This is a genomic window from Streptomyces sp. NPDC026062 (genome assembly GCF_055568375.1).
The window spans coordinates 297,220-311,549 of record NZ_JBVHOQ010000002.1 but is presented as its reverse complement, the minus strand read 5'-3'; the positions used below and the strand labels follow the sequence as shown (position 1 = coordinate 311,549).

The 14,330-nt window shown below is 68.2% G+C and carries 13 protein-coding genes; 7 read left to right on the top strand and 6 right to left on the bottom strand.

Annotated elements, in window-relative coordinates; genetic code table 11:
* Positions 1 to 44: 44 nt before the first annotated feature.
* From ACZ4LX_RS03025 to ACZ4LX_RS03015, 3 genes are read right to left on the bottom strand one after another with little or no spacing between them, the layout of a single operon-like run.
* Entirely contained in the window at positions 45 to 2,444 is a 2,400-nt protein-coding gene (locus ACZ4LX_RS03025; protein ID WP_467637704.1) for a glycoside hydrolase family 65 protein, read from the bottom strand.
* On the bottom strand, positions 2,441 to 3,211 hold the full coding sequence (locus ACZ4LX_RS03020) for an HAD family hydrolase (RefSeq protein ID WP_467637701.1): 771 nt from the start codon (positions 3,209 to 3,211) through the stop codon (positions 2,441 to 2,443). The genes ACZ4LX_RS03025 and ACZ4LX_RS03020 overlap by 4 nt, the downstream gene beginning before the upstream one ends.
* Positions 3,208 to 4,287 carry an alcohol dehydrogenase catalytic domain-containing protein gene (locus tag ACZ4LX_RS03015; RefSeq protein WP_467637698.1) on the bottom strand — a complete coding sequence of 360 codons (1,080 nt, stop codon included), beginning with the start codon at positions 4,285 to 4,287 and terminating at the stop codon, positions 3,208 to 3,210. Before ACZ4LX_RS03015 ends, ACZ4LX_RS03020 begins: the two co-directional genes overlap by 4 nt.
* 167 nt (positions 4,288 to 4,454) lie before the next feature.
* Between ACZ4LX_RS03015 and ACZ4LX_RS03010 the strand changes: the two genes are divergently transcribed.
* Positions 4,455 to 5,882 carry an MBL fold metallo-hydrolase RNA specificity domain-containing protein gene (locus tag ACZ4LX_RS03010; RefSeq protein WP_467637695.1) on the top strand — a complete coding sequence of 476 codons (1,428 nt, stop codon included), beginning with the start codon at positions 4,455 to 4,457 and terminating at the stop codon, positions 5,880 to 5,882.
* 95 nt (positions 5,883 to 5,977) lie between these two features.
* Entirely contained in the window at positions 5,978 to 6,595 is a 618-nt protein-coding gene (locus ACZ4LX_RS03005) for a CBS domain-containing protein (RefSeq protein ID WP_467637692.1), read from the top strand.
* An 82-nt stretch (positions 6,596 to 6,677) separates the two neighbouring features.
* On the opposite strand, the gene ACZ4LX_RS03000 is transcribed toward ACZ4LX_RS03005, so the two are convergent.
* On the bottom strand, positions 6,678 to 7,136 hold the full coding sequence (locus ACZ4LX_RS03000; protein WP_467637689.1) for an Hsp20/alpha crystallin family protein: 459 nt from the start codon (positions 7,134 to 7,136) through the stop codon (positions 6,678 to 6,680).
* A 105-nt stretch (positions 7,137 to 7,241) separates the two neighbouring features.
* On the bottom strand, positions 7,242 to 8,147 hold the full coding sequence (locus ACZ4LX_RS02995) for a universal stress protein (RefSeq protein ID WP_467637686.1): 906 nt from the start codon (positions 8,145 to 8,147) through the stop codon (positions 7,242 to 7,244).
* 199 nt (positions 8,148 to 8,346) lie between these two features.
* Here ACZ4LX_RS02995 and ACZ4LX_RS02990 point away from each other — a divergent pair, with 199 nt between their 5' ends.
* Positions 8,347 to 9,231, top strand: coding sequence for a universal stress protein (locus ACZ4LX_RS02990; protein ID WP_467637683.1), 885 nt, complete (start codon positions 8,347 to 8,349; stop codon positions 9,229 to 9,231).
* A gap of 44 nt (positions 9,232 to 9,275) precedes the next feature.
* Here ACZ4LX_RS02990 and ACZ4LX_RS02985 read toward each other — a convergent pair whose 3' ends face one another.
* Positions 9,276 to 9,956 carry a helix-turn-helix domain-containing protein gene (locus tag ACZ4LX_RS02985; protein WP_467637680.1) on the bottom strand — a complete coding sequence of 227 codons (681 nt, stop codon included), beginning with the start codon at positions 9,954 to 9,956 and terminating at the stop codon, positions 9,276 to 9,278.
* Between the two features lie 561 nt (positions 9,957 to 10,517).
* Between ACZ4LX_RS02985 and ACZ4LX_RS02980 the strand changes: the two genes are divergently transcribed.
* The 4 genes from ACZ4LX_RS02980 to ACZ4LX_RS02965 all read left to right on the top strand — a co-directional run bounded on the left by ACZ4LX_RS02980 (position 10,518) and on the right by ACZ4LX_RS02965 (position 14,324).
* Positions 10,518 to 11,288, top strand: a complete 771-nt coding sequence (locus ACZ4LX_RS02980; RefSeq protein WP_467637677.1) for a hypothetical protein — start codon at positions 10,518 to 10,520, stop codon at positions 11,286 to 11,288.
* Complete coding sequence (locus ACZ4LX_RS02975; RefSeq protein ID WP_467637849.1) at positions 11,222 to 12,190, top strand: aminotransferase class V-fold PLP-dependent enzyme; 969 nt, start codon at positions 11,222 to 11,224, stop codon at positions 12,188 to 12,190. Before ACZ4LX_RS02980 ends, ACZ4LX_RS02975 begins: the two co-directional genes overlap by 67 nt.
* Before the next feature lie 123 nt (positions 12,191 to 12,313).
* Positions 12,314 to 13,954 (top strand): benzoate-CoA ligase family protein, encoded by a 1,641-nt coding sequence (locus ACZ4LX_RS02970; RefSeq protein WP_467637674.1) that lies wholly within the window; start codon positions 12,314 to 12,316, stop codon positions 13,952 to 13,954.
* Positions 13,914 to 14,324, top strand: coding sequence for a hypothetical protein (locus ACZ4LX_RS02965; protein ID WP_467721053.1), 411 nt, complete (start codon positions 13,914 to 13,916; stop codon positions 14,322 to 14,324). Before ACZ4LX_RS02970 ends, ACZ4LX_RS02965 begins: the two co-directional genes overlap by 41 nt.
* Positions 14,325 to 14,330: the final 6 nt, after the last annotated feature.

The window sequence follows — 14,330 nt, the reverse complement described above, 5'->3', positions numbered from 1 at the left end:
TGTTCAGGACAGCAGGTGACCGTATTTGGCATGTGCTCTTCCGGTCAGTGGCGAGGCAGCCGGAACCATCTCTCTCCCCCGGCAGGCACCGTGACCCGTCGTCCCTCCGCCAGCAACACGACGAGCGGGCCCAGTGGCGAGGCGGGAACGCTGATGCCGATCCGGCCGGGCATCATGCGGATCCGGATGCCACGATGGCCGTGGAAACACAGCGTGAACGAGAACCGGGGGATTGCGGCCAGGGCGACGGGATCCACGTGGAGCCCCTCCGACCCGGCGGCCAGCCCGGTGATCCCACGCTGGACCATGTCCAGCGTGCCCGCCATGGCACCCAGGTGGATGCCTTCGCCGGTGGTTCCGCCCTGGATGTCCGCCACGTCGCTGAGCAGTGCCTCTTCCACATAGCTCCACGCTTTCGGCCCCTTCTGGCGAGCGAGAACCCAGCCGTGGACAAGACTGCTAAGAGTCGAGCCGTGACTCGTGCGCTGCGCGTAGTAAGCGACGGTCTTCCGCCATGCCTCGTCATCGAGCCGGTACCCGAGCCGGGTGAACAGTCCGGCGAGATCGGTGGGCCGGAAGAGGTAGCCGAGCATGAGCGTGTCGGCCTGCTTGGACGCCTTGTACCGGTTGACCGAGTCACCCTCCGCCTCCAGGATCCGGTCGAGTCTGCGGATGTCCCCGTAGCGACGGCTGTACCGAGCCCAGTTCAGTTCCTCGAGCCGGTCGTAGTCCTCGAACTGGCTGACCACGCCTTGGTGGAAGGGCACATACATGCGGCGGGAGATGTCGTCCCAGCGCTCCCGCTCCGTTTCGTCCAGGGAGAGCTGCTCCATCAGTTCCCGGCGCCGTGCCTGGGGCAGTTCGTCGAGCAGGTCGAGGCCACGGGCCAGTACCCAGGCCGCGGTCACGTTGGTGTAGGCGTTGTCGTCTATCCCAGGGATCTCGGCTTCCGGGTAGGCATCGTGGTACTCGTCGGGTCCGACGACTCCCCGCAGCCGGTAACGCCGTCGTACAGCGTCGAAGGTGACTGCGCCCGCCCAGTACCGGCCGACCTCCAGCAGGATCTCCGCACCGGCGGAGTGCAGGAACCCGCGGTCTCCCGTGGCCTGCGCGTATCGCCAGACGTTGAGCGCGACCGCCGAGCCCACATGCCGTTGGAGGTGCGAGTGGTCGGGCAGCCAGCGGCCGGACCGGGGGTTGAGGTGCAGCGACTGCGTCTCCTCCCGCCCCGAACCGGCGCTCTGCCACGGATACATGGCGCCGCTGCCTCCGGCTTGCCTCGCCGCGGCCCGAGCCGCGGGCAGCCGGCGGTGGCGGTACATGAGCAGGGCGCGGGCGACCTCGGGAAAGTGCATGGTCACGTAGGGCAGCACGAAAACTTCGTCCCAGAAGACATGCCCCCGGTACGCCTCCCCGTGAAGCCCTCTGGCCGGCACGCCCACGTCCAGTTCCGCGGAGTGGGAGGACAGCGTCTGCAGCACGTGGAAGACGTGCAGGCGCAGGATGTGTCCCGCGTCTCCGGGGACATGCAGCTCCGCCTCGTGCCACAGGCGCTGCCAGGAGGAGCGGTGTGCGGCCAGGAGGGCGGAGAAGTGGGGCGCGTGCGCGGCGTCGTCCACGGCTGCTGCCAGGGGATCGTCGGCCGGCCGATCGCGCGAGGTGTGCAGTGCGACGGATTTCGTGACCAGGGCGGACCCGCCGGAAGACATCGGAAGCACACAGCGCTGCACGGCGGCGGTCTCGGTGTGGTCGTCCACGACCGGTACGGCAGGAACGGTCCTTGTGCGGGCGGCCAGAGCGAACCGGACACCTGATGCGGCTGCGCGGCAGGTGAGCCAGGCGATTGCGCCGGGTTCCGACCCGGCGCTATGGGCCCGCAGGTGACGTCCGTCGAGTTCGCGGTAGCGCTCCACACCGGCGTTGGTGACGTCACCGTCAAGGACCGATTCGATTTCGAGGGTGCCGCTCCAGCCGTACGCGCGGAACAGGCTGCGCTGCGCGGCGAGCTGCGGGGTACCCATGTGGACGATCCGGTGATGGGTGACGCGCAGACCGCGGCCTTCGGCATCCCGGAAGAGCAGACGGTGGGTGAGTATCCCGGCACGGAGGTCGAGACTGACGCTGTACCGTCGCAGATCCTCGGAGTCGGGGGTCAGCCACGTGCCGGGCGGCCCCCCCTCGGGCAGGCAGCGGTAGCGCAGCAGCGTCCAGTTCGGCAGGTTGACCATGTCCTCGTTCTCGACCCGTCGGCCGGCCACCACCGAGGTGAGGCGGTCGTAGCATCCCGCCAGATAGGTCCCGGGATAGTGGACGGTGTCCGCCCGGCACTCCGGTGCGGAGCCACGCGTGGCGAACCTTCCGTTGCCGAGCGTGCACAGCGTCTCGACGACGTGCACCGCCGTCGGGTCGTACACGCTGTAGTTCCAGGTCCAGGCAGCTGTCATGGGGCTACTCCCGGTGGGGGCCCGATGAGTTCGGTCAGTTCCCGGACGACCAGGTCGGCGCCGCCATCGGTCAGCGCCGCTGCCTGTCGGCGGTCTGACGTGCGGTCCACGCCGACGACGAGGCCGAACCCTCCGCGTCGTCCTGCCTCCACGCCGGCGACCGCGTCTTCCACCACCCCGGCGTGCCGGGGGCGCACACGCAGGCGGGATGCCGCTTCCAGGAACAGGGCCGGGTCCGGTTTGCCTGCGAGGCCCAGTCGTGCCGCCTCCCCGCCGTCGACGACTGCGTCGAAGAGTCCGTGGATGCCGGCTGATTCCAGGAGCTCTCCGGCATGCCTGGATGCGGATACGGCCGCGCACCTCGTGCCCCCCGCCCGCAGCGCGCCGAGTGCCGGTGTGACGTCCGTGAATGACGGGACTGCCCGGGTTCGCAGTATTTGTGTGAAGGCCCGCTCCTTGCGTGCGGCAACCGCCCACACACTCGCGCAGCCGGGTGGGTCGTCCGCGTTTCCGGAGGGCAGTGCGAGACCGCGGGTCTCCAGGAACGCGCGGGCCCCGTCGAACCGCGGCTTTCCGTCCACGAGCCGCCGGTACTCCCCGTCCGCATCGAAGGGTGCCTGCCTCCTCCCTTCGGACGCCAGCGCCTCCAGACAGCCGTCGAAAGCCTCCTTCCACGCCGCAGCATGCATGGAGGCGGAGTCAAGCAGCACACCGTCCGTGTCGAAGACGATCCCGCGTACGTGCGAGGCACCACGCACGATGGTCATCGGCCGGCCGGGGCGCGAACACTGACAGTGTTGTGCTGCGGTCCGCCCAGCGCCACCTTGAGTGCTCCGGTGTCCGCCGCGCGCGCGAACACGGCATACGCCTCCTCCATCTGCCCCAGCTCGAACCGGTGGGTGATCAGCTCTGCCGCCAGCAGCCTCCTGGCTGCCAGCAGGCGCAGCAGCATGGAGGTGGACGAGGTGTCCACAAGGCCGGTGGAGATGGTGATGTCCTTGATCCAGAGGTCTTCGAGGTGCAGGACAGCCGGCTTGCCGTGGACGCCTATGTTCGCGACGTGGCCGCCCGGCCGGACCATGCGGGTGCACATCTCGAACGATTCTGGAACTCCGACGGCTTCGATGACGACATCGGCCCCCAGGCCGCCTGTCAGGTCTGCGACGAGCTGTTCCGGACGCTCGTCGGCACGTGCTGTCGCCTCCGCGCCCAGGGAGCGAGCAGCAGCCAGTCGGGGCTCGGTCAAGTCCACGGCGACGACCCGTTCGGGAGAGTATAGGCGAGCGGTGACGGCGGCCGCCAGACCGATGGGTCCCGCGCCGACCACCACAACGGTGTCGCCCGGTCGTACCGCGCCGTTCAGAATGCCCACCTCGTACGCGGTCGGGAAGATGTCGGCCAGGAGCACGGCGTCGAAACTGTCGACGGCGCTGGGAAGCGGGTGGACGGAGAGATCGGCGAAGGGCACCCGGACGTACTCCGCCTGTGTGCCGTCGATGGTGTGCCCGAGGACCCAGCCGCCGCCGCCTCGGCATTGGCCGTACCTGCTCTCGCGGCAGAATCGGCACCGCCCGCAGGCGGAGATGCAGGAGATCAGGACGCGGTCACCGGGACGGACCTCGCGGACGTCGCGCCCCGTCTCCACTACGGTGCCCACCGCTTCGTGGCCGAGCACGCGCCCGGGTTCCACCTCGGGCACATCGCCCTTGATGATGTGCAGATCCGTCCCGCAGATCGTCGCGGCGTCGACTCGGACGATCGCGTCGGCGGCGTCCTCGAGTCTCGGGTCCGGCGCGTCCCCCCACTCGATGTGGCCGGGGCCGCAGAAGAGGAGTGCCTTCATGACGTGGCCTGCTTCCTGTCTCTCGTCCACGAGGTCACAGCCAGCTTCACCCCGCGCCCCGCGGAACTGCATGGGCCGGTCGGCCCCAGAAGGGTCCCTGGCGGGCCCATCCGGCATCTTTCACCCGGTGCCATGGTGGAAGTGCCCACTCACGTCAAGGGGTGCCCATGTCCCAAGCAACTCCTCGGCCCGTCCGAACCGGCCCCCGACCCGCACTGCTCACCTTCCTGGGCGGCGTGGCAACCGTGACCGGAAGCAAGTTCCTGGTCGAGAGCGACCGCTCCCGGATACTCGTCGACTGCGGCCTCTTCCAGGGTTTCGCAGACCTGAGACGCCGCAACTGGGGGAAGCTCGCCCGTGACGCGCGCGACGTCCACGCCGTGGTCGTCACCCATGCGCACCTGGACCACTGCGGCTATCTGCCCCGACTGGTCCGACAGGGATTCCGGGGACCGATTCTGATGAGTGCCGACAGCGCCCGGCTCGCAGAGATCGTCCTGCGTGACAGCGCCCGCCTCCAGATGGAAGCCGCCCAGCACGCGAACGAGGACGGCTGGTCCAAGCACCACCCGGCAGAGCCGTTGTACGACGACACCGACGTGGAGAAGACCCTGTCGTACTTCGATCCCATTCCTGTCGGCAGCGAGACCGAGATCGAGGCCGGCACCCGCGTGACCCTGCACCGCGCAGGTCACATCCTCGGCGCCACGTGGGCGCACCTCACTTTGGAGGACGGGCACAGTCTTGCCGTCTCCGGCGACCTCGGCCGCCCGGGCCATCCCCTGCTCCTGCCTCCGGAGCCGTTCTCGGGTGCCGACGTGCTGCTGGTGGAGTCCACCTACGGCGACCGCCGCCATGACCAGGAGATCGGCCGGTCCCGCTTCGCCTCGGTCATTGGGCGCACTGTGTCCCGGGGAGGCAGCGTCGTGATTCCCGCCTTCGCGATCGACCGCACCGAAGTCGTCCTGCACGAACTGGCCGGGCTCCGAGACACCGGAGTGCTGCCGGGATCCGTGCCGATCTACGTCGACAGCCCCATGGCTCTCGCTGCCCTGGACGTGTACCGGGACGCACTGCGCAACCGGTCTTCCGAGCTGCGGCCCGAGGTCCTCGACCGAGGGCCGAACGCGCTGAGCCCGGAACCCTTCCTGGCCGCCCGGACGGTGCAGGAGTCCATCGCCATCAACAGGTCCCGGGGCCCGTGCGTCATCGTCTCCTCGGCAGGTATGGCAACGGGCGGCCGCATCCTGCACCATCTGCACCGGCTGCTGCCCGATCGCCGCAACAGCGTGGTCATCGTGGGCTTCGCCGCCGCCGGAACCCGTGCCAGAGACCTGCTGGAGGGTGCCCGCGCCCTCAAGATGTTCGGCGAATACGTTCCGGTGCGCGCCGAGGTGGCCGACGTGCCGCACTTCTCCGCGCACGCCGATGCCGGCCAGATTCTCGACTGGATGCGCAACGCTCCACCACCGCACACCACTTATCTGGTTCACGGCGAGGAGACGTCATCTCAGGTGTTGCGGGCCCGCATCGACCACGAGCTGGGCTGGACGGCCGTCGTCCCGCGCTCCGGCGAGGCGGTGCTGATCCGATGACGCACAACCACCGTCCCCGGTTCATCGTCCGCCCCACCGTCAACTCCGCTGAGGACAGAACCATGAGCACACGCCCTTACAACGTCGCCGACGTCATGACGAAGAAGGTCGTGGCAGTTGCACCAGGAGCCGGATTCAAGGAGATCGTCGAAGCCATGGCCCGGTGGAAGGTCACCGCCCTTCCCGTTCTCGAAGAAGAGCATCATGTCATCGGGGTGGTCTCGGAAGCGGACCTGCTTCCCAAGGAGGAATTTCACGAGCGGGGCCCCGGTCTCATCGAACAGATGCGCCGCCTGGGGGACACGGGAAAGGCCGGCTCCCTGTATGCCAGAGACCTGATGACAAGTCCGGCCGTCACCGTCTCCCCGGGCGCGCTTCTGCCGCAGGCCGCACGCCTCATGGCCACCCATCACGTCAAACGTCTCCCTGTCGTCGACATGGGCACGTTGGCAGGCATCGTGAGCAGGTCCGACCTGCTGAAGGTGTTCCTCAGGCCGGATGCCGAACTCGCCGACGACATTCGGCATCAGGTCGTCGAACGTCTCTTCCCCCTGCCGTCGGCACACGTGCGGGTAGACGTCACTGACGGGGTCGTGACCCTATCCGGCGAGGTACACGACAGGACTCTGATACCGGTGGCCGCCCGGCTGGCACAAGGTGTCGAGGGCATCGTGGACGTGCGGTGCGAACTCACCGCTGCCGAATCCCCCTGACGCGATCATCGATGACTGCGACGCCGCGCGCGTCGGAGTTCGTCCGTGCCCCAGACAAGAACGGGAAAGGCCGCAATAAGAACTACGACGTCCAGGGGGAGAGCGGCCGTACCGAAGAGATCCTGCAGGATTGGCACTCGCTCTCCTCCGACCGGTCCAACAGCGCGGCGCGAACAGTGAGGACACCGTCCGTATATGAGGCATCGACCTTGTCAGGACGGATCGTGCCGGGCAGACGCACCGTCCGCCGGAAGGATCCGTAACGGAACTCGGAGTGCTCCTTGTCCTCCTGCGACTCGGCATGGTCCGCGTGCACGGTGATGAGGTTGTCGTCGATCGTGACACGTATATCCGATTCCGGTTCCATGCCCGGCAGTTGAGCGCGCAGGACGTACTCGCCCTCCTGGTGCGACACCTCGATCGGGATGGAGTGAGCGGCGGACCCGGGACGCCAGCCGGGAAGTCCGGGAAACTCGCTGCCGAACCAGTCCGCGAGATCAGGGAGGAAGCTGCGCCTATGTTCAGCCTTCGCACGTGTCATCACGTGCTCCTTTCGTCGGAGATGTGGCCACCCTGGTGCGGCGCCCCCGCCCCGACAGTGGCGATACGTCCGGAGAGCGTGGAGCGTCGTGCGCGACAGGCGCCGTCACGGTTCATCGCCCGCCACCGCGAAGTCGGGGGGAATGATTTCGATGGGACACTGACCGTGATGGAGCAGCGCATGGCTGACGCGCCCCAGCGCCGGTCCCGACCGGAACACTCGATGCCTGTTGCCCATGACCAGCAGGTCGGTACGGGCCGTCGCCTCGACGAGGACACCGGGGACGCTTGTTCCCGTCTCGACGTGATGGGTGACCGTGAGGCCGGGGCAGCGCGCCCGGACGCGGTCGGCCATGGCGGACACCTCGTGCACTCTCTGCTCGGCGATCCCGCCGATGTCGTCGAGCATGGTGGTGACGCTGCCGACATGAGCCAGCACGTTGCACACACTCAACAGACGCAGTGACGCTTTACGGACCTGTGCCTCGGCGGCCGCGACCGTCAGCCAGTCGAGATCGGACGCGCCGAACACGGCCGCAGTGACCTCACGCGTCTCGGCCCAGTCCAGTTCGCCTCGTACGACGATCACCGGCACCTTCGTCCGCGCGGCCACGCCCAGACCTACGGAACCGAGCATCAAGGCACCGAACCCGCCCAGCCCTCTGCTCCCCACAACGATCGTTCCCCGAGACCCGGCAGCCGCGTACAGGCCGGCCACCGGCTCCTGCCGGCTGAGCTCCTTCGTCACCGTCAGTCCGGGGAACCGCTCACCCACGGCATCTGCCGTGCCGGCCAGCAGGTCGCGTGCCGTCTCGCGCAGCGCCTGGATGGTGTCGGCTGACGAGAGGATGGCGCGCCGGTCGGTGTCGGTGGCGTGGACGATGTGCAGCGGTTTCCCGCGACGGTCGGCTTCCGCGGCCGCCCACAGGGCAGCCGCCCGTGCTTGCGGGGATGCGTCTATGCCGACGACAACGGCCCCGAGTTCCGGGGAAGCCGGAAAGTCGCTGGTCATGGCTCCTCCTCGGGAGTGGCCCACGGCTACTCGACCACCGTCGCACCGAGCGGCGGCAAACGAGGAGGGGCCCTTTGGCCCCGATCGAGACCTGTCGGCCCTCCCGCTACCGAAAGCGCCCAGCGAGGCTGGATACCTGGTTCCGCACCCGGCACATACGTGGTTCCCCATCCGGAACCTGGTCCGAGGAGGCCCTGTCATGACTCGTCACGTCACCGTCGGAGTGGACGGCTCGCCCGAAAGTGCTGCGGCAGCGCGATGGGCTGCTCAGGAGGCCGGGCAACGGAACGTTCCACTCCTCCTTCTGCATGTGGAAGAGGCGCCGATCAGCCCTGAGACACCGCGGGACTTTGCCCAGGCGGAGGCTGACCGCACCGAGAACCTGCTGCGCGACGCCGCCGACCGGGTCCGCAGTAGCCATCCCGGCCTTGAGGTAACGACTGTTGCGAAGCACGGTCGAGCGGCCGATGAACTCACGAGCGCCGCGAACGACGCCGAGGTGATGGTGCTGGGGTCACGAGCACTCGGCAGAGTCGCTGGCTTCCTCGTCGGCTCGATCTCCCTCCCGGTGGTCGCCACCTCGCGCCAACCGGTGATCCTCGTACGAGCAGAAGGCGCCACAGGGCCTCAATCGTCGACCGAGACGGTCGGCCCTGCGGACTCGGACATTCTTCTCGGGCTCGACATCCGTCATCCGTGCGACCCGCTCATCGCCTTCGCATTCGGCGAAGCCTCCCGCACGGGCAAGGATCTCAGGGCCGTACACAGCTGGTCCCTGCCGGCCGCGTACGGACATGCGGCGATCATGGACCCGGGCATCGGCGTCGAACTGGGACAGCGTGTCACCGAAGGGCTGGCAGACATGATCCGGCCCTGGCGGTCCAGGTTCCCCGAAGTCACGGTGACGGAGAAGGCGGTCACCGGCCCGGCGGCGGCTGAACTGATCCATGCTTCCCGGGGTGCCGCCCTCCTGGTGGTCGGACGGCGCAGCCGGGGCGGCCCCGCAGGCTCTCACCTCGGCCACGTCGCGCAGGCCGCGATCCATCACAGCGACACGCCGGTCGCCGTCGTCCCGCACGAGTGAGCACATCGGACAGGGCCGGAGCCGAGCTTCGGTGTACCCCGAAATCAGCCGCCGTCGCCCGGTGCACCAGGCACGACGATCCTGCGCCCTGTGATGCGTCGCGGCGAGAGCACCATGACGTGCCGGCGCCCTCCCCCCGCCCACGGGGCCGAGTACGCAGCCTCTCTGAGTCGGCGGGACGCTTCCTCCTCCGCCACAGCACGGACGGGCCCGACGAGCAGCACGCTCCACCCTCTGCTGAAGGCGTCGTCGATGTGATCGGCCTCGAACGCGATCTCTGTGCCGTCGGCGGCGGCGAGCGGGGAGTGCTCGGCAGTGCTGAACATGACCTCACCGTCCAGAACCTGGTAGTTCAGGGGCAGCACGACCGGCCCGTCCCCTTCGGCGAGTGCAACCCTCCCCACACCGTGATCGCCGAGCAGGGTCCAGGACTCCGATTCGTCGAGTTCCACCATTTGGGCCTGCCGGGCCGCTCTTGCAAGCCCCGCAGGCAATTCCTCGGTCGCGCCCGTCAGCTCCTCGACGGATGTTTCGAGGGCGTTCGCCAGCCGAAGCAGAAAGCCGATACCCGGGGCCGCCGACGAGTGCTCCTCCACGTATTCGATGTAGCCGGGGGCGGCAGCTGCGCGCAGCGCCACATCCTGTCTGGACAGGCCGAGCTGCTTGCGACGCGTGGCGACACGTCGGCCGATGTCACCTCTCGCCGAATGCGGTGGTGAGGGCATCCTCGGGCTCCCTGTCTGTCGAGGCACATCGTAGAAGCCAAAGCTAGCGAGAGTCGGGGCCTGGCGCAGGGTAGAAACGCGATGGTGTTCTGCGGCGAAGGGAGCGTCTTTGTCTTTGCGGATGAGCCGGCATCGGTCGCTCCTTCGAGCGAATGCAGCCCGAACAGCCCACCCCTTTCCGCTACCGCTGACAGCATCCGCACCGTCAATGAAAGCCCAGGATCAAAGGTGGTGCCCTTGAAACGGCCGGTCAATGAGGGCCAGCTCTCGGTGCTGCAGTGGGTGGGAGCGGGATGTACTGAGGACGTGTGGGAGACAAGCTCCTACAAGACCACCTGCCAGGCACTGCAGAACCGGGGCCTGGTCACGGTCTCCCGGAAAGGCGGGCAGTGGAGCGTCGTCCTGACGAGTGCAGGCCAGCACTACCTCGCCCACGGCACGTACCCTCCCCCGGGATCGCGCCCGCGCATGACTCAGGCCACCGCTCCACAACGGCCGTCACCCCGGACACAGGACGCTCCGGCCATCGCGCGAAAGCCAAGCCCTCCCCAACAGAATCGCGTGACGTTCACGGAACAGCTGCTGCAGGAGCTCGCGGACGCCGGTGGCCGGATCGTCAGGACCACCACCGGCCGGGACTCTGTGAACTGGCCGTCCCGGATCGCGGCCGCTCGCAGATCGACAAGGCTCCCGAAGACAAAGGAGCTGCACGGAGGCTGGTGCCGTGACGGATACGAGATCAAGCTCGTCGACACCCCGGCCTGGCGCCTAGCCGTCCTCGCCCCTGTCCCTGTCCCCTCCCGACTCACTCGGCCGCACAGCGTGGTCCGGGCCATACAAAACGAACCCCGATCGCTGGGCCTGACCAAGCCCGTCCAAGCACGTGCCCTACGGCTCATCCAGGCACTGATCACCGCCACCGAGTCCGAACGACACGCCTGCTCGGTGGGACGGCCCGGCTCTGCACCCCCGTGTCACCACCGCCGCAATGCGTCTCCCCACTTCACCATCACCGCGCAAGGGCTCACGGTGGGGTTCGTCGTCCAGCAAGAACAGGACCGGACCGAGCATGTCTCGACCGAGAAGGAACTCGCCGAAGCCCGGAAGCACTCCTGGATCAGAATCCCCCGCTTCGACTACACCCCGTCCGAACGCCTCCGCTTGGTCCTGAGCGGCGGCCAGCCGCACCGGGCGAGCGAATGGGCCGACACCCCCGGCCGCCCCCTCGAAGAGCAGCTTGCCGAGATCGCCCAAGACTTTCGGAGCTGTGCCGGGCCCGGAACATCTGGCTGGTCATCGATGCCGCACAGCATCTGGGAGCTCTGCCGCTGAATGTCAGGGAGACCCCCGTCGACGTGCTCGCCCGTGGCGGTCACAAGTGGCTCAACTCACCGTTCGGCACGGGGATTCTCTATCTCTCGCCCAAGGCCCGCGCCAGGATGCGGCGGCCCATCGCCGGGTTCTTCGCAGCCCGGCCGCCTGCTCGCACCTGGGGAGAATCCTTTCTTCATCCTGAACTGGCACCGATTCAGGAATGCGAGTTCACGGGTGAGGCCCGCGCGTGGGAGATCGGAGGCACGGCGAACTACGCCGGCGCCATGGGGCTGTCCGCCAGCCTCTCGCTCGTCCTGGAACTCGGGCAGCACCGAATCGCCGAATGCATCGGCCATCTCACCGATCAGCTCATCGAGGGCCTTGACCGCCGGGGCATACATGTCGTCTCCCCTCGGGACCGGCCCCAGCGATCGGGCATCGTGACGTTCAGCGTGGGACAAGGGCCGCCGGACGTCGCCGTGACGCGTTATCTCCTCACCCAGGACATTGCCGTGGGAGTCCGCTACATCTCCGGGGTGGGCGGGGTGCGTGTCTCCTGCCACAGCTTCAACACCGAGGAGGACATCGAGCGGTTGCTCGGACGGCTCGACGACTGGGCTCAGCGGCGTACGCGTGAGAAGCCGAGCGCGGGTCGGCCGCCCCGCGTCGCGCGCAGAGCGACTGCGCAGATCGCCCGGCAGCGCTCTCTCATCGACGCCCTGGACGACGATCTCATCGGACTGCTCGCCGCGCGAAGTCATGTCTCACGCGGCATCCGGCTGTCGAGCGTGGAAGGGTCCATTCCCGGCACCAGTCTCGCCCGTGAGAGGGAGGTCGTGGAGCGCTTCCACAGCCGGCTCGGGCCATCGGGAACCCGCATTGCGCTGGAGCTCCTGCGGCTGTGCCGAGGACGCACCTGACCACCCTCCGCACCACGTTCTCCAGCATGTCCGGCGGCACCCACGTGAGGAGGACCGCACCATGGAAACCACCCCCGCGGTCACGCACACCCCGCACAACCGCCTCTCCGTCGGCGAGGAGGTATGAGCCACGAACTGTTCAACGCCTCCGCATACCTGGTGGACCGTCAGACCGAGCGGGGTCACGGCGAACGGCCTGCTGTCGTCGGCCCGTACGGTCCGGTCAGTTACACCGAACTCGTCCGCCGTGTGACTGATTCGGCCGCCGGATGGCGCGCCGCGGATCTACGGCCGGAGGAACGCGTCGTACTCCTGGCCGCCGACGGACCTGATCTGCTCACCGCCCTGCTGTCGGTCATGCGTGTCGGAGCCATCGCTGTGCCGGTGTCCACCATGAGCACTGCCGCCGAAGTCGCGGTAACGCTCCGCGATTCCAGGGCCCACTACCTTCTCGTAGGCCCACAATTCGCCCGGACCGCACAGCAGGCCCTGGCCCATGTTCCGCCGTCGTCCGACCTCACCGCCGTCGTCGTGCTGAACGACGCTCCGGTCCAGCCTCCCGGAGGCGTGGCCCGGCTGCGCTGGGAGCACCTTCTGGCCGCCGGAGCCTCGAGCTCGCCCGCCGACGGTTCCCCCGACCGCACCACCGAGGACTCGCCCGCCCTGTGGCTCCACACATCGGGCACCACCGGTACTCCCAAAGCCGCGATGCACCGGCACGGGAGTCTTCGTCATACTGCGGAGGCGTACGGGCAGCAGGTCCTCGGCATCAGGCCGGAGGACCGCTGCTTCTCGGTGGCCAAGCTCTTCTTCGCCTACGGCCTCGGCAACTCCTGCGTCCTCCCGCTGGCGGCCGGTGCGGCAGTCATCCTCACCCCCGACAGGGCCAAGCCGACGAGCATCGCCCGGCGACTGCGGGACGACGACCCGAGCGTGTTCTTCGGCGTCCCCACGGCCTACGCCGCCCTGCTGCGCGCCAAGGACGTGCCCGACGACCTGTTCGCGTCCGTTCGGATCGCGGTCTCGGCAGGTGAACCGCTGCCCTCCGCACTGCACGAACGGTTCCAGGAGCGTTTCGGCGTGGAGTTGATCGACGGTCTGGGATCCACCGAAGCACTGCACATCTATCTGTCCAACCGGCCCGGCGCCGTACGGCGGGGAACGGTGGGCACCCCCGTCCCCGGCTGTCGGCTGCGCGTCCTCGCCGAGGACGGAAAACCGACGAGCACCGGCCAGGCAGGCGTGCTGCAGGTGAACACACCCTCGGCCGCCACCGGCTACTGGTCGTGCTCCGAGATCAGCCGGACGGTCTTCCAGGGCGAATGGATGGCCACCGGAGACCTCTTCACCCGGGACGAGGACGGCTATTACACCTGTCTCGGCCGAGCCGACTACATGATCAAGAGCAGCGGGATCTGGGTATCTCCCACCGAGGTCGAGGACCGCCTGCTCCAGCATCCCTCGGTCCTCCGGGCGGCGGTCGTGGCAGTTCCGGACGGGGACGGTCTGGACCGGCCGGTGGCCTGTGTGGTGGCAGCCCCGGACCACACCATCCGTGCGGACGAGCTCATCGGCTTCTGCCACACCGGCCTCGCCTCCTACAAGTGCCCCCGCCGCGTCATCGTCTTCGACTCACTTCCGGCCACCGGCACCGGCAAGATCCAACGGGGGCACGGGCCGGCATCCCACGCACGTGGATCCGTCCGCGGTCCGGCCTGCTCGTGTGGTCCGGCAGCTGCTGGAAGAGTCGGGCACATCGAGTGACGAAATCGGATTCGTCGTCGGTCACGGAAATGGTGTGGCCGCCAGCGACGCGTCCGAGACCCGCCTCACGCGTTCGGTGTTCGGGCACCGCTCCGGCAGGGTGCCGCTGATCTCCACCAAGCCGGTGTACGGCCACACGCCGGGAGCGGCCGGTGCGGTCAACGCGGCCGCAGCCGTTCTGATGCTGCATCACGGGCGGTTGATCCGCTCGTTGAACGCCGTGGACGGATCAACGGAGCATTCCGACATCTCCTTCGGCAGCAGCGATCCGCTCTCTTCCGCCCAACGCAACGGGGTGTGCCTGTCATTCGGCCTGGGCGGGCACAACTCCGCTCTGATGTTCGCCGGTTGCACCCAGGCGCACCCATGATCCGAG

Excerpts from the sequence above, each read along its gene's own strand:
- ACZ4LX_RS03025 (WP_467637704.1), bottom strand. The coding sequence starts at position 2,444 with ATGACAGCTGCCTGGACCTGGAACTACAGCGTGTACGACCCGACGGCG.
- ACZ4LX_RS03020 (WP_467637701.1), bottom strand. The coding sequence starts at position 3,211 with ATGACCATCGTGCGTGGTGCCTCGCACGTACGCGGGATCGTCTTCGAC.
- ACZ4LX_RS03015 (WP_467637698.1), bottom strand. The coding sequence starts at position 4,287 with ATGAAGGCACTCCTCTTCTGCGGCCCCGGCCACATCGAGTGGGGGGAC.
- ACZ4LX_RS03010 (WP_467637695.1), top strand. The coding sequence starts at position 4,455 with ATGTCCCAAGCAACTCCTCGGCCCGTCCGAACCGGCCCCCGACCCGCA.
- ACZ4LX_RS03005 (WP_467637692.1), top strand. The coding sequence starts at position 5,978 with ATGACGAAGAAGGTCGTGGCAGTTGCACCAGGAGCCGGATTCAAGGAG.
- ACZ4LX_RS03000 (WP_467637689.1), bottom strand. The coding sequence starts at position 7,136 with ATGACACGTGCGAAGGCTGAACATAGGCGCAGCTTCCTCCCTGATCTC.
- ACZ4LX_RS02995 (WP_467637686.1), bottom strand. The coding sequence starts at position 8,147 with ATGACCAGCGACTTTCCGGCTTCCCCGGAACTCGGGGCCGTTGTCGTC.
- ACZ4LX_RS02990 (WP_467637683.1), top strand. The coding sequence starts at position 8,347 with ATGACTCGTCACGTCACCGTCGGAGTGGACGGCTCGCCCGAAAGTGCT.
- ACZ4LX_RS02985 (WP_467637680.1), bottom strand. The coding sequence starts at position 9,956 with ATGCCCTCACCACCGCATTCGGCGAGAGGTGACATCGGCCGACGTGTC.
- ACZ4LX_RS02970 (WP_467637674.1), top strand. The coding sequence starts at position 12,314 with ATGAGCCACGAACTGTTCAACGCCTCCGCATACCTGGTGGACCGTCAG.